Origin of the sequence: Listeria immobilis, assembly GCF_014322845.1 — a bacterium.
Taxonomy (GTDB): Bacteria; Bacillota; Bacilli; order Lactobacillales; family Listeriaceae; genus Listeria; species Listeria immobilis.
Map to the genome: position 1 here is coordinate 1 of NZ_JAASUA010000005.1, position 16,121 is coordinate 16,121.

At 37.0% G+C, this 16,121-nt stretch carries 22 protein-coding genes, 1 rRNA gene and 1 other annotated feature; of the genes, 4 read left to right on the forward strand and 19 right to left on the reverse strand.

What is annotated here, in order from left to right:
* Together HCJ45_RS07710 and HCJ45_RS07715 are read right to left on the reverse strand one after the other, a co-directional pair.
* Window positions 1–481: ribosomal RNA gene (locus HCJ45_RS07710) — 16S ribosomal RNA — on the reverse strand; the annotation flags it as partial.
* 340 nt (window positions 482–821) lie between these two features.
* The gene (locus HCJ45_RS07715; protein WP_187124425.1) at window positions 822–1,427 is read right to left on the reverse strand and encodes an HD domain-containing protein; all 606 of its coding nucleotides are present in this window, start codon (window positions 1,425–1,427) and stop codon (window positions 822–824) included.
* Window positions 1,428–1,491: 64 nt separating this feature from the next.
* Between HCJ45_RS07715 and HCJ45_RS07720 the strand changes: the two genes are divergently transcribed.
* Together HCJ45_RS07720 and HCJ45_RS07725 are read left to right on the forward strand one after the other, a co-directional pair.
* The gene (locus tag HCJ45_RS07720) at window positions 1,492–2,265 is read left to right on the forward strand and encodes an ABC transporter ATP-binding protein (RefSeq protein WP_187124544.1); all 774 of its coding nucleotides are present in this window, start codon (window positions 1,492–1,494) and stop codon (window positions 2,263–2,265) included.
* Window positions 2,266–2,313: 48 nt separating this feature from the next.
* Window positions 2,314–2,676 carry a hypothetical protein gene (locus tag HCJ45_RS07725; RefSeq protein ID WP_187124426.1) on the forward strand — a complete coding sequence of 121 codons (363 nt, stop codon included), beginning with the start codon at window positions 2,314–2,316 and terminating at the stop codon, window positions 2,674–2,676.
* 20 nt (window positions 2,677–2,696) lie between these two features.
* Here HCJ45_RS07725 and pepT read toward each other — a convergent pair whose 3' ends face one another.
* Together pepT and HCJ45_RS07735 are read right to left on the reverse strand one after the other, a co-directional pair.
* Window positions 2,697–3,929, reverse strand: coding sequence for a peptidase T (gene pepT / locus HCJ45_RS07730; protein ID WP_187124427.1), 1,233 nt, complete (start codon window positions 3,927–3,929; stop codon window positions 2,697–2,699).
* A gap of 57 nt (window positions 3,930–3,986) precedes the next feature.
* Window positions 3,987–4,526 (reverse strand): DUF1697 domain-containing protein, encoded by a 540-nt coding sequence (locus tag HCJ45_RS07735; RefSeq protein ID WP_187124428.1) that lies wholly within the window; start codon window positions 4,524–4,526, stop codon window positions 3,987–3,989.
* 86 nt (window positions 4,527–4,612) lie between these two features.
* On the opposite strand from HCJ45_RS07735, the gene HCJ45_RS07740 reads away from it, so the two are divergent.
* Window positions 4,613–5,368, forward strand: a complete 756-nt coding sequence (locus tag HCJ45_RS07740; protein WP_187124429.1) for an exodeoxyribonuclease III — start codon at window positions 4,613–4,615, stop codon at window positions 5,366–5,368.
* Window positions 5,369–5,399: 31 nt separating this feature from the next.
* On the opposite strand, the gene rplT is transcribed toward HCJ45_RS07740, so the two are convergent.
* The 4 genes from rplT to rplS form a co-directional block, all read right to left on the reverse strand.
* Complete coding sequence (gene rplT, locus HCJ45_RS07745) at window positions 5,400–5,759, reverse strand: 50S ribosomal protein L20 (RefSeq protein WP_003720097.1); 360 nt, start codon at window positions 5,757–5,759, stop codon at window positions 5,400–5,402.
* Between the two features lie 40 nt (window positions 5,760–5,799).
* On the reverse strand, window positions 5,800–6,000 hold the full coding sequence (rpmI, locus tag HCJ45_RS07750) for a 50S ribosomal protein L35 (RefSeq protein WP_003720098.1): 201 nt from the start codon (window positions 5,998–6,000) through the stop codon (window positions 5,800–5,802).
* 21 nt (window positions 6,001–6,021) lie between these two features.
* On the reverse strand, window positions 6,022–6,537 hold the full coding sequence (gene infC / locus HCJ45_RS07755; protein WP_010958948.1) for a translation initiation factor IF-3: 516 nt from the start codon (window positions 6,535–6,537) through the stop codon (window positions 6,022–6,024).
* 82 nt (window positions 6,538–6,619) lie between these two features.
* Window positions 6,620–6,758: a sequence feature (ribosomal protein L20 leader region), on the reverse strand.
* Window positions 6,759–7,109: 351 nt separating this feature from the next.
* A complete protein-coding gene (gene rplS, locus HCJ45_RS07760; protein ID WP_014093140.1) occupies window positions 7,110–7,454 on the reverse strand; it encodes a 50S ribosomal protein L19 in 345 nt (114 codons plus the stop codon).
* A 273-nt stretch (window positions 7,455–7,727) separates the two neighbouring features.
* Here rplS and HCJ45_RS07765 point away from each other — a divergent pair, with 273 nt between their 5' ends.
* The gene (locus HCJ45_RS07765; RefSeq protein WP_187124430.1) at window positions 7,728–8,435 is read left to right on the forward strand and encodes an MBL fold metallo-hydrolase; all 708 of its coding nucleotides are present in this window, start codon (window positions 7,728–7,730) and stop codon (window positions 8,433–8,435) included.
* A 31-nt stretch (window positions 8,436–8,466) separates the two neighbouring features.
* On the opposite strand, the gene HCJ45_RS07770 is transcribed toward HCJ45_RS07765, so the two are convergent.
* The 11 genes from HCJ45_RS07770 to ftsY form a co-directional block, all read right to left on the reverse strand.
* Complete coding sequence (locus HCJ45_RS07770; RefSeq protein WP_003720105.1) at window positions 8,467–8,856, reverse strand: hypothetical protein; 390 nt, start codon at window positions 8,854–8,856, stop codon at window positions 8,467–8,469.
* Between the two features lie 17 nt (window positions 8,857–8,873).
* Window positions 8,874–9,611 carry a tRNA (guanosine(37)-N1)-methyltransferase TrmD gene (gene trmD / locus HCJ45_RS07775; protein WP_187124431.1) on the reverse strand — a complete coding sequence of 246 codons (738 nt, stop codon included), beginning with the start codon at window positions 9,609–9,611 and terminating at the stop codon, window positions 8,874–8,876.
* Complete coding sequence (gene rimM, locus HCJ45_RS07780) at window positions 9,611–10,129, reverse strand: ribosome maturation factor RimM (RefSeq protein WP_185345047.1); 519 nt, start codon at window positions 10,127–10,129, stop codon at window positions 9,611–9,613. The genes trmD and rimM overlap by 1 nt, the downstream gene beginning before the upstream one ends.
* Window positions 10,130–10,138: 9 nt before the next feature.
* Complete coding sequence (locus HCJ45_RS07785) at window positions 10,139–10,525, reverse strand: YlqD family protein (protein WP_187124432.1); 387 nt, start codon at window positions 10,523–10,525, stop codon at window positions 10,139–10,141.
* Between the two features lie 28 nt (window positions 10,526–10,553).
* The gene (locus HCJ45_RS07790; RefSeq protein ID WP_185345051.1) at window positions 10,554–11,288 is read right to left on the reverse strand and encodes a gamma-glutamyl-gamma-aminobutyrate hydrolase family protein; all 735 of its coding nucleotides are present in this window, start codon (window positions 11,286–11,288) and stop codon (window positions 10,554–10,556) included.
* Between the two features lie 109 nt (window positions 11,289–11,397).
* Window positions 11,398–11,628: a KH domain-containing protein gene (locus HCJ45_RS07795; protein ID WP_003728421.1), complete on the reverse strand. Its 231-nt coding sequence runs from the start codon at window positions 11,626–11,628 to the stop codon at window positions 11,398–11,400.
* Window positions 11,629–11,644: 16 nt separating this feature from the next.
* Window positions 11,645–11,917 (reverse strand): 30S ribosomal protein S16, encoded by a 273-nt coding sequence (gene rpsP / locus HCJ45_RS07800; protein ID WP_003720111.1) that lies wholly within the window; start codon window positions 11,915–11,917, stop codon window positions 11,645–11,647.
* A gap of 350 nt (window positions 11,918–12,267) precedes the next feature.
* Window positions 12,268–13,164 carry a tyrosine/lipid phosphatase LipA gene (gene lipA / locus HCJ45_RS07805; protein ID WP_187124433.1) on the reverse strand — a complete coding sequence of 299 codons (897 nt, stop codon included), beginning with the start codon at window positions 13,162–13,164 and terminating at the stop codon, window positions 12,268–12,270.
* A 149-nt stretch (window positions 13,165–13,313) separates the two neighbouring features.
* A complete protein-coding gene (gene ffh / locus HCJ45_RS07810) occupies window positions 13,314–14,669 on the reverse strand; it encodes a signal recognition particle protein (RefSeq protein WP_187124434.1) in 1,356 nt (451 codons plus the stop codon).
* Window positions 14,670–14,681: 12 nt separating this feature from the next.
* Window positions 14,682–15,014, reverse strand: coding sequence for a putative DNA-binding protein (locus HCJ45_RS07815; RefSeq protein WP_003720117.1), 333 nt, complete (start codon window positions 15,012–15,014; stop codon window positions 14,682–14,684).
* Window positions 15,015–15,124: 110 nt separating this feature from the next.
* On the reverse strand, window positions 15,125–16,111 hold the full coding sequence (gene ftsY, locus HCJ45_RS07820; protein WP_185345057.1) for a signal recognition particle-docking protein FtsY: 987 nt from the start codon (window positions 16,109–16,111) through the stop codon (window positions 15,125–15,127).
* Window positions 16,112–16,121: the final 10 nt, after the last annotated feature.

Sequence of the window (16,121 nt, forward strand, 5' to 3'; positions counted from 1 at the left end):
AAGCAGTTACTCTTATCCTTATTCTTCTCTAACAACAGTACTTTACGATCCGAAAACCTTCTTCATACACGCGGCGTTGCTCCGTCAGACTTTCGTCCATTGCGGAAGATTCCCTACTGCTGCCTCCCGTAGGAGTCTGGGCCGTGTCTCAGTCCCAGTGTGGCCGATCACCCTCTCAGGTCGGCTATGCATCGTTGCCTTGGTAGGCCTTTACCCTACCAACTAGCTAATGCACCGCGGGCCCATCTGTAAGCGATAGCCGAAACCATCTTTCAAAGTGATGACATGCGTCACTACTTATCATTCGGTATTAGCCCCGGTTTCCCGGAGTTATCCCCAACTTACAGGCAGGTTGCCCACGTGTTACTCACCCGTCCGCCACTAACTTTGGAAGAGCAAGCTCTTCCTCCGTTCGTTCGACTTGCATGTATTAGGCACGCCGCCAGCGTTCGTCCTGAGCCAGGATCAAACTCTCTTTAAAATATAAATTGAATTTGAATACTTATTCAACACCGTGAATAAGATTCCTTGCGTCAAATTGACTTCGCTAGCAATTAAATTACTAGTTTGTTTTTTTGAAAACAGCTTTCTGTTTTCTGCCCTGCGATTACCAGTGAGACTTTACGTCTCATTGCTTTTCGTCTTCTTCTTTGTTCAGTTTTCAAAGGTCAGTTGCTTTGTTAACGCAACTTTTAAATCTTACCATAAAGATTTATTCACGTCAACAACTAATTTTAAAAATAATTTTCGGAAAAATTATCTTGTATTAATTCAGCTTTATTATTATATAATATCTTGTTGTTAATTACAAGCATTTCATCTTATATTTTCAACTCTTCTTCTAAAGCATGTATAAAATCCTGCATAATTTCTTGTTTTTTCTTTGCTATCTTTTTTGCGGATTGGGTTTTTAAATTATCTTTAATTAGTAATAACTTATCATAAAAGTGTTGCATCGTCGTATCTTTAGGATTATTGGGGTTGGCTATTGCTCGATTGTGCGCCCCTCCATATGTAAATGTCCTAGCGATACCGATTGCTCCAATTGCATCTAGCCGATCTGCATCTTGTACAATTTTTTCTTCTATTGTTTGTGCTTGGATAGGATTATTTCCTTGTTTAAAAGATACGGACTCGATAATTCGAATAATCTGGGTAATTAAATGAGCTGGTATTTTATGTTGTTTCATCCAAATGATTAATGCTTCTTTTGCTTCAGCTTGATTGCTGGTTAGTTTGGCATCTGTGTAGTCGTGAAAAAGTGCTGCTAATTCAATCGTAAATAAATCTCCTCCTTCCATTGATTGGATTTTTTTACTAAGACTATGGACTCGGCTAATGTGTGCCCAGTCATGTCCTGTTGTCTCGTTTTTAAAATGTGTTTGCATCCATTTTTCGGCGGCAATAATAATTTCATCTTTATTCATAGTTTTAGCTCCTTTTTTAATCTTCTTTCATGTACAATAGTAGAAAATGGAAATGGGGTATTCGATGTTTGTGTTTGAACATGTTTTCTTAAAGCGAGACAATAAGACTATCTTGTCGAATATTAATTGGGTGGTGAATGATAAAGAGAATTGGGCAATACTCGGCTTAAATGGCTCTGGTAAAACTACTTTACTAAAATTGTTAAATGGCTATCTTTGGCCTAGTAGCGGGAAATTACAAGTGTTAGGACATGTTTTTGGACAGACTTCTTTACCTGAATTGCGCAAATCTATTGGCTGGGTCAGTAATGCTTTAGATCATCAACTGAAAGAATATGACCTTAGTGAGAAAATTGTTCTAAGTGGCAAATTTGCAAGTATTGGTATATATGTAGCGGTTACTGAGAGAGAAATTGCGGATGCCAAACAACTCCTTACTGATTGCGGGGGTGCAGCACTGATTGGAAAAGCTTACAGTGTTTTATCACAAGGAGAGCGTCAAATAGTCTTAATCGCTCGTGCCCTGATGGCTCGTCCTAAATTGCTTATTCTTGATGAACCTTGTAATGGACTTGATTTATTTGCTAAGGAGGGTTTACTCGAACGTATTAAAAAGATTGCTGAACATCCCGAATCGCCAACAATGCTTTTTGTGACACATCATACTGAAGAAATTTTGCCTTGCTTTGATAATATCATTTTACTACGTGATGGAGAAATAACTCATTGTGGTAAAACAGAAAAACTTTTAACAGAACCGGTTCTTCAATCATTTTATAAAAAGCCAGTTGAGCTTATTCAAATAAAAGATGGCTCCATTGCAGTTTATCCAAAGTAAATGGTATAGTGAAGTGAAGAAAAATGTTTTTATAAGGAGCGAAGTATCTTGTATGAAACAATGATTGCCAAAGCCACTTCCCATGCGTTACTTGGGATAGATAGCCATTTGGTTTATGGTTCATTTACTTATCATATAGAAGGCGAGTCAATGGATTTAGATGGGCTTTGGATTTCAAATGAAGATGCCCTTATTTTTTACTTAGAAAACGATGATGTTTACTTAATGACGAAAATTGCTTATGTAGATATGCATAAATTAGAACATAAAGTAAGTATTATCTCCATGACAAAAAAATTAATTTTACGATTAAAAAATAAAGAAAATTATACGCTTCTTGTTGCACATGGGGAGGCAAAAGGATTTGCTGACTGTGTAAACAAGCGTATACAAAAAGTGAGTCTAGGATAATTCTAGGCTCACTTTCCTTTTTATGCTTTTTCTTCAAACAAACGAGCTACTTCAATTATTACTTCTGTTGCTTTTACCATGCTTTCAAGTGCAACATACTCGAATTTACCGTGGAAGTTTTCTCCCCCGCCAAAAATATTTGGTGTTGGTAGTCCTTTATAAGAAAGTTGTGCACCGTCTGTACCGCCACGGATGGGGCTTATTTTTGGTTCAATATCTAAATTTCGCATTGCCGCACTTACAATATCGACAATTTCTTTTACTGGTTCAATCTTTTCTTTCATATTGTAGTATTGATCTTTTAATGTTAGTTCGACTGTTCCTTCGCCATATTTTTCTTCTAGTTCTTTGGCGATTGTAGCAACATGCGTCTTACGTTCCACAAATTTCAGATGATCAAAATCGCGAATAATATAATAGGCTTTTGCTTCTTCCACGTCACCATTTAAAGAAATCAAGTGATAGAAACCTTCATACCCCTCTGTAAATTCTGGTGCCTCTTGACTTGGGATATGCGATTGAAACTCTATTGCCATTTTTACGGCGTTGACCATTTTATTTTTCGCAGTACCTGGATGAACACTATTTCCTTTAAAAGTGATTTTAGCACCTGCAGCATTAAAACTTTCATACTCTAGTTCGCCAAGTGGACCACCATCCATCGTATACGCATACTTAGCGCCAAATGCTTCTACATCAAAGCGTTCCGGGCCACGTCCAATTTCTTCATCTGGTGTAAATGCAACACGAATTTTACCATGCTTAATTTCTGGATGATTGATTAAATGGTTCATTGCTACCATAATTTCGGTGATACCTGCTTTATCATCTGCTCCTAGTAAAGTTGTACCATCTGTTGTAATAAGCGTTTGTCCTTTATAGTCAACTAGTTCAGGAAATTGTTTTGGAGAAAGCACCACATTTAAGTCTTGATTTAATACAATATCCTTACCGTCATAATTTTCGTGTACTTCGGGACGGACATTTTTACCTGTTAAATCGGTTGCAGTATCTAAATGTGCTAAAAAGCCGATTACAGGAACTTCTTTTGTGGTATTGGAAGGGAGCGTTGCCATTACATAGCCAAATTCATCCACCGTTACATCTTCCATTCCAATTTCTTTTAATTCCGCCACAAGAATGTTTGCTAGTTCCATTTGACCCGGGGTTGTTGGGCAAACAGTGCTATCTTCATTAGATTGTGTATCAACTTTTACATATTTAGTAAAGCGGTTTAATAGTTCTTCTTTCATCTTCGTCACTCCCTTAAATTCATTCTCCTTCATTATAAACTTGATTTTCTAAAAATTCTATTCTGGAATGTTTAATGCTTGTAAAAATATTTGCAAATGGTGGGTCGTTCGCCAATTTCTCGTGGTAGATATTGTTTTTTTATATTCACCAAGAAACACGGCAAGCTTTAATGTATGAATTTGGTCCGCAAAAACATGTATATACAGAACACGACCGATTCCAATCACCTCTGCTTGCTCATTTTTTTGTCTAGGAATATTAATATTTTCTTTGTAAAAAATAGCTATCAAACGCTCATCTTTATCCATTGTTTCTGGTGGAAATGGGTTGTTTTGGATAATCTCCTTATAACTATCTTCTTTATAGACAAAAACATCTAGTGTTAATTGAAAGCTATTTTGAATAGTTTTTGTTATTTCTTCTGCAACACATGCTTCACTTTGTATGTCTGAGCTAAATACGATATTGCCACTTTGAATATACGTTTTCACATTGGTAAATCCTGCATTTTGCATTGCCAATTTCAGTTCATTCATCTTTAATTTATTTTTACCTGCAACATTTACAGCCCTCAGTAATGCGACGTAATTTCCCATGTTATCTCCACCAATCTTTTAAGTTCATTATAGCACGCAAATTACGTTATAATAAGTTCATTAGTGAATGGAGGTTGTGATAATAGATGAAATTAATTTCCTGGAATGTTAACGGTCTTCGGGCTTCGGTAAAAAAAGGCTTCCTAGAATATTTTGAAAGTGTGGATGCAGATATTTTTTGTTTACAAGAAACGAAATTACAAGAAGGACAAATTGATCTAAACTTGACTGCGTATAAAGATTATTGGAATTATGCGGTTAAAAAAGGCTATTCTGGTACAGCCATTTTCACAAAAAAAGAACCTCTATCCGTACAATATGGACTGGGAATAGCGGAACATGATACAGAAGGACGAGTTATTACGCTTGAATTTGAAACATTTTTTATGGTGACGGTTTATACACCTAATTCTCAAGCTGAGTTGAAACGTCTAGATTATCGAATGACTTTTGAAGATGCGATATTGGCCTATGTAAAGCAATTAGATACAACCAAACCAGTGATTCTTTGTGGAGATTTAAATGTGGCGCATAAAGAAATTGATTTAAAAAATCCCAAGACAAATCGCAAAAACGCTGGTTTCTCTGACGAAGAACGCGCAAAATTCACAACTTTTTTAGAAGCTGGTTTTATTGATAGTTTTCGGTATTTTTATCCTAATTTGGAAGAAGCTTATTCTTGGTGGTCCTATCGTATGAATGCCAGAGCTCGTAATACTGGTTGGCGGATTGATTATTTTGTTGTTTCAGAGCGACTCAAAGACAACTTGGTAGATGCGAAAATTCATTCTGATGTGCTTGGTTCTGATCATTGTCCGGTGGAACTAGAAATTAACCTATAAAAAAAGAACCCACGTTTGGGTTCTTTTTTAATTATTTAGCTAATGCTTTTTTTGCTGAGTCAGCTAGTGTGTTAAATGATGCGATATCATTTACTGCTAAGTCTGCTAGCATTTTACGGTTAATGTCAATTCCAGCTAATTTTAAGCCGTGCATTAATTTGCTGTATGAAAGATCTTGCATACGAGCAGCCGCGTTGATACGTGCAATCCATAATCTACGGAAATCACGTTTCTTTTGACGACGATCTCTGTAAGCATATTGATAAGATTTCATTACTGCTTGGTTAGCTACTTTGAATAATAAATGTTTAGAGCCGTAATACCCTTTGGCTAATTTAACTATCTTTTTACGACGTTTGCGTGTTACTGTTCCGCCTTTTACGCGTGGCATATTTGTCTACCTCCTAGAATTTACAAAAATAGTGTTGCTTTTACTTCATTTTAGCGACCATTTGACGAATACGTTTGAAATCGCCAGCTGATACCATTGCTGATTTACGCAATTTACGTTTTTGTTTTTGGGATTTGTTAGCGAACATATGGCTAGTGAAGCCGTGTCTGCGTTTTAATTTTCCAGATCCTGTTCTCTTGAAACGTTTAGCGGAACCGCGGTGGGTTTTCATTTTTGGCATGAATATTTCCTCCTCAAAACTTTACTTTTCATGAAGCGGTGCTAGGACTAGAAACATCGAACGTCCGTCCATTTTTGGTCTTTGCTCAATTGTACAAAGGTCTTCGCACGCTTTCGCAAAACGGTCAAGCACCTTCTGACCGATTTCTTTATGTGTAATTGCACGTCCTTTAAAACGGATAGAGCATTTTACTTTATCGCCTTTTTCTAGGAATTTACGTGCATTACGTAGCTTCGTATCAAAATCGTGTTCGTCAATCGTTGGACTTAAACGAACTTCCTTCATTACGATGACTTTTTGGTTCTTACGGGCTTCTTTATCTTTCTTCTGTTGTTCAAAACGGAATTTACCGTAGTCCATGATACGAGCTACTGGCGGTTTCGCTGTTGGAGCAACAAGCACTAGATCAAGATTAGCCTTTTCAGCAATTTGAAGCGCATCGATTTTACTCTTCACGCCTAATTGTTCACCGTCTTGGTCGATCAATCTTACTTCACGTGCACGAATCCCATCGTTTACCAACATGTCTTTGCTAATGGTGAGCCACCTCCACTTAATTTTGTTACAACAAGATAGAAAATAGCTATTCCAATCTGCGGCCTGCTAACTCGTTCGTTCAGAGGCCATAAAAAAACGGGCTGCTTTTCAGCAATCCCGCACATTCAAAGTCGCGCAAGTAACGCAACGAAAGTTTGAATTTTTTGCCTGAAAACGTCCATGTTAACGAGGCGAGAAGCGGGTTGCTTCTTCTTTCTTGTTTGATAACCTTAATTACTATATCATATCGGGGAATTGGTGTCAACCTGGTATCTTTTAAATTACTATTCTTTTATGTTATTTAGCAGTAATAGTTTTAAATATAAATTCTTAAGTGCAATTAACGAGAACTTGAGGAAAATGATACATTTCTATGTTACTGTATAAAACAGTTATTTTCCAAAAAGCTTTCTGATTGGACATATTGAATGCTAAATTCTTTTATTGCTAGAAAAATATTGTTTCCCGGTTTTTTGCACTATCCCCACATCTAGTGAGAAGTTTTGTTTAGTAAAATAATTTCGAGCAAAACAAAAACCCTTGATTTCTCAAGGGTTTCAGCCGTTAAATGATTAACGAATTTCTTTAATACGAGCCGCTTTACCACGTAGGTTACGTAGGTAGTAAAGTTTCGCACGACGTACTTTACCACGACGGATTACTTCTAATTTTGCGATACGTGGAGTATGTACTGGGAAAGTACGTTCCACACCAACACTGTTAGAAATTTTACGAACAGTGAAAGTTTCGCTGATTCCAGCTCCGCGACGTTTGATTACTACGCCTTCGAATAATTGGATACGTTCGCGAGTACCTTCGACTACTTTCGCATGTACACGTACAGTATCACCCGGACGGAAACTTGGAACATCTGGGTTTAGTTGACTTTTTGTGATTTCATCAATCAATTTGTTCATGTTTTTCTCTCCTTCCAACAAACATTCATTCATATATTAATGAAGCGGAATATCGTTATCAGACTGGTCTCTCCAGTCACCTTATTTAGGTTACCATAAACTAGATTCACTGTAAAGTTTTTTTCTTACATTTTTACTTTCTTTGCGATTTTATTTTAATAATAGATTACATTTTCATAAAAATTTGATTTTTCTAGCTACTTCGCTAAAAAACGGGTATCGTATATAAATACTATCACTTAGTAAATAAGGAATTAGAAAGAAGGGCTTTTAATGAAAGTTACTGCAAAGCATCAATATTGGCAAGTTACGACCTTTCCCGCCCTATTTCCAGTCAATTGTTATTTAGTTTTAGAAAAGGATAGTTTAACACTCATTGACACTGGGGTTTTAGCGCATGCAAAAGGAATTATTGCGCTAATAGAAACATTACATTTGCCATTGACACGAATTCTCTTAACTCATGCACATGGGGATCATATTGGTGGTTTACTCGCTTTAAAAAATGCTTTTCCCGATGCACTTGTGATGTTAGGAAATAGAGAAAATTTACTTGTTGAAAAAAAGGAAGTTTATGCTTTTGAAGCTCAAAGTCCACTCAAAGGTAGCTATCCTGATGAGCTTCCTGTGAAAATCAAACAGACATTAAAAACTGGAGATATGGTCGGTTCGCTCTTGGTTATTGATACACCAGGACATACGCCGGGCTCTATATCATTTTTTGACGAACGTAATGGTCATTTGTTTGCAGGAGATTTATTTCAAACACGTGGTGGTGCAGCTATTTGCGGGGATACTCGATTATTTTTTCCTTTTCCTGCAATGGCAACGTGGGATTTGGCTACAAGTATTGCTTCTGCAAAAGAAATCCAATCAATGGAAGTGACAGAGATTGCTTGTGGTCATGGGGCAGTTAAATCGATAGGTGATTTTGACTTACAAGCAGTTATTGCAAGAGCTCAAAAAAATAGAAAAGACTAGAAAACCAGCAAAATGGCTTTCTAGTCTTTTTTTAGAATCTAGTTATTTTTATATTTACCGCTGTTCCGTAGGCTAATTGATAAACAAGATCATCTACAAAATGTTCCGTGAAAGAGCAATGAATCAGGCCGTTTCCTCCTGCATCTAAGGCTTTCTTTTGTAACTCTTGTAGTAAGTTTTCAAAGCCAACTGTCTCTAAGTATGCTTCAGGATCACTTTTGATTCTTGGACGGACGCTTTTGGCAAAAACAACCGTTAAAATATCGTGATTAACATTTATTGGTCCTGTTGAAACTTGTACGTCTTGCCATTTTTGACCGATTCGTTTTTGATCATTTTCTTCTTGCACATAGGCTTCTCGTTCTTTTTGACGTTCGGATTTTCTGCTTTCTTTTTCATCTGGAGTTCCAAAGATTGCCATTTTACAACACGTCCTTTTTATTTACTTTTTGACCATTCTTTTAGCCAAGACTTTTGCTTGTCTGTTAAGGGGTAATTTTTAAGTAAATCTGGGCGGCGTTCGTAAGTTCTTTTAAGTGATTCTTTGTCGCGCCATTCTTCTATCCATGCATGATTTCCGCTTAGTAAAATATCTGGTACTTTCATTCCTCTGAAATCAGCTGGTCTTGTGTAATGCGGGTGTTCGAGTAATCCTGTCGAAAAAGAATCTGTTACAGCAGAATCTTTATTGCCAAGCACACCTGGAAGTAGTCTAATAACACTGTCCATCACAATCATTGCACCGATTTCGCCGCCAGTTAGAATATAATCTCCAATCGAAACTTCATCCGTTACAAGATGTTCACGAATTCGCTCATCGTATCCTTCGTAATGCCCACAAATAAAAATAAGGTGGTCTTCCTCCGCAAATTCTTCGGCCATCTTTTGATTAAAACATTTGCCAGCTGGATCTAATAAAATGACTCTTGGTTTGGTTTCTGGTTGGTTTTCTTTCACTGCAGCTACGGCATCAAATATTGGCTGTGCTTTAAGTAGCATCCCTGCACCGCCACCATAAGGATAATCATCTACAATATGATGCTTTCCTTCTGCATATTCCCGAAAATCAGTGACTTCAACCGCTACATGCTCATTTTCAATTGCTTTTTTGATAATCGAATTACCTGTTACACCGGAAAACATAGCTGGAAAAATAGATAAAATATCGATTTTCATTAATCTAGCAGCCCTTCCATTACTTCAATCGTAATTTTTTTATCTGAAATATTGATTTCTTTTACTACATCTGCAATGTAAGGAATTAGTTTTTCTTTTTTATCGCTGCCTTTAACGACCCAGACATCATTTGCCCCTGGTGTTAAAATCTCGGTAATTTCACCAAGTTCTTCCCCATCTGTTGTTACGACCGAGCAACCGATAATTTCATGAAAATAAAATTCATTCTCTTCTAGATCGGTTAGTTGTTTTTCGCTAATTTTAAGTGTACCTTCTTTCATTCGCTCCACTTGATGAATTCCTGTAAAGCCTTCGAACATAAGTAAATCAAAGTTCTTATGTTTACGGTGCGAACGAATGATTAATTTCTCAGGTTTTTTGCTATTTTTTTCAAATAAGTAAACAGCATTTCCTACTTGGAAACGTTCGTCAGCAAAATCAGTTGTTGCGATAACGCGGATTTCACCGATTAAGCCATGGGTATTCACAATCTTTCCTACATTGTACATTTTCTCCATAAGTCACCTCTAGCGTATTTCTACTATGATTCCGTTCTTTACAACAATCGTTTTTTCAAAAATAGAGCTGTCCCACTTGTCTCCAACTTGAACGTCAATGATGGTTTCTAACTCTCGTTCGCGAATCTCACTGCCAAGTTCAAGAATTTCTAATTGTTCCATTTGAAACTGGATAAGCTTTTTCTTTTCCCGACGAACCTCTAATTCATGGGCAAAATAATCAGCGACACGTTCTGGTTGAAATTTGCTTTTTCGTTCCATTTTCTTTTGTTCGAAATGGAGCTGATCGCATTCTTGTTCGATTTGTTGTTTTTGTTCTTGATAATATTCGATTAATTCTTGTTTACTTGCTTCCGTTAATACTTGCTTGACAACAACTTTTTGGATGATTTCCACAGGACACCTCCACTAGCAATTATTGTCCTTATTTTACCATAGTTTTTTTGGATTCATCTACTAAAGCTTGAAATAAGCGTTCACTTTCTGGATCGGTTTGATACATTAATTCTGGGTGCCACTGTACGCCTAAATACCAGCTTGCTAAATTATCCCCTTCTACTGCTTCAATCATACCGTCCATTGTCCGTGCTGTTACTTTAAAATTAGGCGCTGTTTTTTTTATAAATTGATGGTGTAGTGAATTAACTAGTTTTTTATTAGGATGATATTTCGCGAGTTCGCTAGTTGGTTCAATGTCAATTGTATGTGAACCTAATTGCTCATCTACTTGTTGTAAATGTTGCAAAGCTTTTGTTTCCACCTGGCTGATATCTTGAATAAGCGTACCACCAAGTGCAACATTCACTAATTGCATTCCACGACAAATAGCAAAAATAGGTTTTTTTGCCGCTAATGCAGCATGTACTAATGCTATCTCATAACTGTCCCGAGGCGGAAAATAAGCGCCAATTTCTTGCGAGGGTTCTTCTAAGTAAAGTTGTGGTGTGATGTCTTGTCCACCTGTAAGCAGTAAGCCATCCACTAGAGAAATTGCTTGTTCGGCAGCTGAGGGATTATCTATTGGCAATGCTACTGGAAACCCACCAACTTTTTGGATAGCATCTACATAGCGTTGTTGTGTATAGGTTACACGGTGGCCGTAAAACACGTCCACTCCTTTTACTAATCTATTTCCGGTAATTCCAATAACTGGCTTCATTACAATTCCTCCATTTCTATTCTATTTTACAACATTTTGTGAGGTAATTGCTTCTCTTAGGATTATGAAAAATGGCGATAAAAAAACCCGCCAATATGACGAGTTTTTGTTATTCGATAATTTCAAGACGAATCTTCTTATCGTTTTTGGAGCCAACTGCATAGACAAGAGTACGAATCGCTTTTGCAATACGACCTTGTTTACCAATCACGCGTCCCATGTCTTCTTTACTGACAGACAATTTGTAGGTTAACGATGTATCCGTCTCTTCTGGCGTGATAACAACGTCTTCCGGGTGGTCAACAAGGGGTTTCACGATTGAGAGAATAAGTTCTTCCATTCGCGCCAAGACCTCCTTATTTACCTAATTTTTGGTTATGGAATTTTTCCATGATACCTTCGCGGCTAAGAAGATTGCGAACTGTATCAGATGGTTTCGCACCATTATGCATCCATTTCAAAGTTGCTTCTTCGTCGATTTTCACTTCAACCGGATCAAGTAATGGATTATAAGTACCAATAGTTTCGATTGAACGGCCGTCACGTGGGAAACGAGAATCAGCTACTACAATACGGTAGAAAGGTTTCTTTTTAGAACCAATACGTTTTAAACGAATTTTAACTGCCATAGTTTAATTACACCTCCATAAAGTCTTACACAAGTATATATATTACCAGTAAAGGATTTGTTTGTAAAGTGTTTTTTCTTTACAGAGGATATTTTTTTCTTTTTAGCAGATTATTTCCGCTTTGTTACTGATTTTCCCATGTTAAAGTCACAAAATATTATGCGCCAAACTATTAATCTAAACTTGGAATATCTCGTGGCGAATAAAGCAGTCTCCTTTTATTCTGATAGGATTTTTTAATACATCGCCAAATTCAGGTAAACATACCTATTTTAATTCATTTATAAGATGTTCTTCCAATAATTCTAGCAAAATAACTAGCTTCTTTTGGTGTAATCATGCTTTTTAATTTAGTAAAGATACATTTTTTTCAGTTGTGTTTGTTTGGCATCAGTTAGTCCTAATTCATCTGTTAGAAATTGCTCCATTGAACCATATTTAGCATCAATTTCATCAAAGGCGGCATTTATATATAACTCACGAACTTCCATTACCGCGGTCATTCCATCAATCACTTTTTGATTATCTGTTTTTGCTGCAACTGCTGCAATTGCTTTTTTATTTTCATCAGCTCGGTATTTATTTGATAACATATAATCATCAATTACCGTATCTTTATCCACTCCAAGGGCAGATAATACTAAGGCAGTTCCAAACCCAGCACGATCCTTACCAGCAGTGCAGTGCCAAAGAACTGAACCTTCTTGATTCGCTAATAAAACTTCAAAAAACTTTTTATATGCTTGAATAGAAGTCTCATCTGTCACAAAGCTTTTATTGGCTTCAATTAAAAAAGTTTCTGGATTATCCATTGTGGCAAGACTTGCGGTTAAATCTTCTGTACTAGTCGAGGAACCATTGTCTTTCATAACGGAATCATGAGTATAAGCGACATTCTCCATTGTAGGATCAGGTTTTGCGGTTACTTCCGAATTGGTTCTAAAATCAACAATATGTGAAAGTTTGTATGTACTCGCCAGTTTCTTTTTATCAGAATCCGTTATTGTGGCAAGTTCTGCACTTCGGATTAGTTTCTGAGGTTTGATCGTTAAGCCATCCGTTGTTTTATATCCACCTAAATCACGAACATTAACTGCTCCTTCTAATTTGATTTGGCTCCCTGGCTGAGGTGTTTTTGCTGTTTTACTATTTGCTTCTGCTTTTTCTTCTGGCTGACTTCCACATCCCCCAAGTAATAATGTTGCAGCTATAACACCTGTTCCTGTAACTTTTAACCAATTTTTCATCTTTTCTCCTCCTTTATCTAACTCATGATTCATTATAGCAATGGAATTTATTTGTTAAATGAAGGATTTGTAAAGAAATGATTGGGAGTTGTTATCTAAATGATTAATGACTAAAAAATCCACCATCCGAATTGGATGATGGACTGTTTTTAAAATGGCATTTTGAAGTTACCGAATGGATTTTTACCTTTTTTACCTTTTCCTCCGCCGCCAGTCATTTGTTTCATCATTTTTTTCATTTCTGTAAATTGTTTTAAGAGGCGGTTGATTTCTTGAATTGGACGACCACTTCCGCGAGCAATCCGTTTTCTTCTGCTAGCGTTAATAATATCAGGATTGTCTTTTTCATTCTTTGTCATTGATTTAATAATGGCTTCAATGTGACCAAGTTGTTTATCATCTACTTGCATGTTGTCGAGACCTTTCATTTTTCCAGCGCCCGGCATCATTTTAAGCAGTTCGTCTAATGGTCCCATTTGTTTCACTTGTTGTAATTGATCTAAAAAGTCATCCAGCGTCATGCTGTTGTCTTTCATTTTTTGCTCCATGGCTTTCATTTTCTCTGTATCTACATCGGTTTGTGCTTTTTCAATAAGAGAAAGCACGTCGCCCATGCCGAGAATTCTAGATGCCATGCGGTCTGGGTGGAAGGTTTCGAGGGCTTCCATTTTTTCTCCAGTTGCGATAAATTTAATTGGTTTGCCAGTTACAGAACGGATGGAAAGTGCTGCCCCACCACGAGTATCACCGTCTAGCTTAGTTAATACAACACCTGTAATTTCTAATTGTTCGTTAAAACTTTCAGCAACATTAACAGCATCTTGCCCTGTCATCGAGTCAACTACCAGTAAAATTTCGGTTGGATTAGCCATCTCTTTTACTTGTTTTAGCTCATCCATTAGCGTTTCATCAATATGCAAACGTCCCGCAGTATCAATGATAACATAGTCTAAATGCTCTTCTTTGGCTTTTTCAATTGCTTGTTTGGCAATTTCTACTGGGCTAACTTGGTCTCCTAAAGAGAAAACGGGCATGTCCAGTTGTTTCCCCAGTGTTTCTAATTGTTTAATTGCTGCCGGACGGTATATATCTGCCGCAACAAGTAATGGTTTACGATTATATTTTTTACGTAATAAATTGGCTAGTTTACCGGAAGTGGTTGTTTTACCAGCCCCTTGTAAACCGACCATCATAATAACGGTTGGCGGGCGATCGGCAGTACCGATTTTGCTTTCTTCGCCGCCCATCAAAGTAGTTAATTCTTCTTGAACGATTTTAATTACTTGTTGACCTGGTGTTAAACTCTTCATTACATCAGCGCCAACAGCTCTTTCGCTGACAGTTTTGATAAATTGTTTAACAACTTTAAAATTAACGTCTGCTTCAAGTAAAGCAAGGCGTACTTCACGCATCATTTCTTTTACATCGGCTTCGTTTACTTTCCCTTTGCCGCGAATTTTGTTCATTGTTTCTTGGAGTCTTCCAGCTAGTCCTTCAAATGCCATGATTCAGGCCTCCTAATCGATATTTTTAAGCTGTTCGAGCGTTTTAGTTATATGCTCATCCAGATAGTTCTTCGCTTTTAATTGTGCTTCTAACTCACCGAAGAGTTTTTCTCGTTGTTGATATTTTTTTAGCATTCCTAGTTTTTCTTCATATTTTTCTAGGCTTTCTTCGGTTCTTTTAATATTATCATAAATGGCTTGTCTACTCACTTCAAATTCTTCGGCGATTTCACCAAGCGAGTAATCATCCAAATAATAAAAAGAAACATAGGCTTTTTGTTTGGTTGTTAGTAGTTCTTGATAAAAATCAAATAGCAAATTCATTCGGTTTGTCTTCTCAAACAAGGCATTTCACCTCTCTCCTTTTAAAGGATACGGGGAAATCACGGGAATGTCAAGGCGTTAGAAAAAAGAGAAAAAAAGCCGGAATGACAACTATCATTCGGCTTTTCTGATTATTTTTCATTATCAACCATATCAGCAAATAAGCCATAAACATATTCATTTGCATCAAAGGCTTGCAAATCATCCATTTGTTCTCCGAGTCCAACAAACTTCACTGGAATATGAAGTTCATTACGGATAGCAATAACGATACCGCCTTTTGCTGTTCCGTCAAGTTTTGTTAAGATGATACCCGTAACATCGGTTGTTTCTTTAAATTGTTTTGCTTGAACAAAAGCATTTTGACCAGTCGTTGCGTCAAGTACAAGTAATACTTCATGTGGCGCATTTGGAATTTCACGAGTAATTACGCGTTTAACTTTTTCTAGTTCATTCATTAGGTTGACCTTGTTTTGCAGGCGACCAGCTGTGTCACATAGTAAGATATCGGCTTTTCTTGCTTTGGCTGCTTGAACGGCATCAAACATAACAGCTGCCGGGTCGCTTCCTTCTGCTTGTTTGATGACATCTACGCCCGTGCGCTCGCCCCAAACTTCAAGTTGTTCAATGGCTCCAGCACGGAATGTATCTCCAGCAGCAAGCATCACTTTTTTACCTTCTTGTTTAAACTTATGTGCCATTTTTCCAATCGAGGTTGTTTTCCCAACACCGTTTACACCGACGAATAAAATGACAGTCAAACCATCTTTTTCGATATGAAGCGTTTCTTTTTCCTCTTCTTCCCCTTGATAAATGTCGACTAATTTTTCGACAATAACTTCTTGAACATCTTTTGGATCACTAATATTTCTTAGTTGTACTTCCCGGCGCAAAGTTTCTACAAGTTCCATGACAGTTTCAAAGCCTACATCTGCACCGATTAAAATTTCTTCTAATTCTTCAAAAAAATCTTCGTCTACTTTACGATAACGAGCAACCATTTCATTGATTTTCCCTGAAAAATTACCACGTGTTTTCGATAAGCCGTCTTTAAATTTTCCAGAAACAGAATCGGTTTGCTGGGTTATTTTATCTTTTAATTTTTTAAAAAAGGTCATTTTTTCTACT

Bases quoted from the DNA above. Each gene is read 5' to 3' on its own strand.
- rimM (WP_185345047.1), bottom strand. From the start codon at position 10,129: ATGGAGAAAATGTACAATGTAGGAAAGATTGTGAATACCCATGGCTTA.
- ffh (WP_187124434.1), bottom strand. From the start codon at position 14,669: ATGGCATTTGAAGGACTAGCTGGAAGACTCCAAGAAACAATGAACAAA.
- lipA (WP_187124433.1), bottom strand. From the start codon at position 13,164: ATGAAAAATTGGTTAAAAGTTACAGGAACAGGTGTTATAGCTGCAACA.
- HCJ45_RS07795 (WP_003728421.1), bottom strand. From the start codon at position 11,628: ATGGAAGAACTTATTCTCTCAATCGTGAAACCCCTTGTTGACCACCCG.
- trmD (WP_187124431.1), bottom strand. From the start codon at position 9,611: ATGAAAATCGATATTTTATCTATTTTTCCAGCTATGTTTTCCGGTGTA.
- HCJ45_RS07770 (WP_003720105.1), bottom strand. From the start codon at position 8,856: ATGGCAATCTTTGGAACTCCAGATGAAAAAGAAAGCAGAAAATCCGAA.
- HCJ45_RS07740 (WP_187124429.1), top strand. From the start codon at position 4,613: ATGAAATTAATTTCCTGGAATGTTAACGGTCTTCGGGCTTCGGTAAAA.
- rplS (WP_014093140.1), bottom strand. From the start codon at position 7,454: ATGAACAAATTGATTGATGAAATCACAAAAAGTCAACTAAACCCAGAT.
- rpmI (WP_003720098.1), bottom strand. From the start codon at position 6,000: ATGCCAAAAATGAAAACCCACCGCGGTTCCGCTAAACGTTTCAAGAGA.
- ftsY (WP_185345057.1), bottom strand. From the start codon at position 16,111: ATGACCTTTTTTAAAAAATTAAAAGATAAAATAACCCAGCAAACCGAT.
- HCJ45_RS07765 (WP_187124430.1), top strand. From the start codon at position 7,728: ATGAAAGTTACTGCAAAGCATCAATATTGGCAAGTTACGACCTTTCCC.
- rplT (WP_003720097.1), bottom strand. From the start codon at position 5,759: ATGCCACGCGTAAAAGGCGGAACAGTAACACGCAAACGTCGTAAAAAG.
- HCJ45_RS07715 (WP_187124425.1), bottom strand. From the start codon at position 1,427: ATGAATAAAGATGAAATTATTATTGCCGCCGAAAAATGGATGCAAACA.
- HCJ45_RS07720 (WP_187124544.1), top strand. From the start codon at position 1,492: ATGTTTGTGTTTGAACATGTTTTCTTAAAGCGAGACAATAAGACTATC.
- HCJ45_RS07790 (WP_185345051.1), bottom strand. From the start codon at position 11,288: ATGAAGCCAGTTATTGGAATTACCGGAAATAGATTAGTAAAAGGAGTG.
- HCJ45_RS07735 (WP_187124428.1), bottom strand. From the start codon at position 4,526: ATGGGAAATTACGTCGCATTACTGAGGGCTGTAAATGTTGCAGGTAAA.
- rpsP (WP_003720111.1), bottom strand. From the start codon at position 11,917: ATGGCAGTTAAAATTCGTTTAAAACGTATTGGTTCTAAAAAGAAACCT.
- pepT (WP_187124427.1), bottom strand. From the start codon at position 3,929: ATGAAAGAAGAACTATTAAACCGCTTTACTAAATATGTAAAAGTTGAT.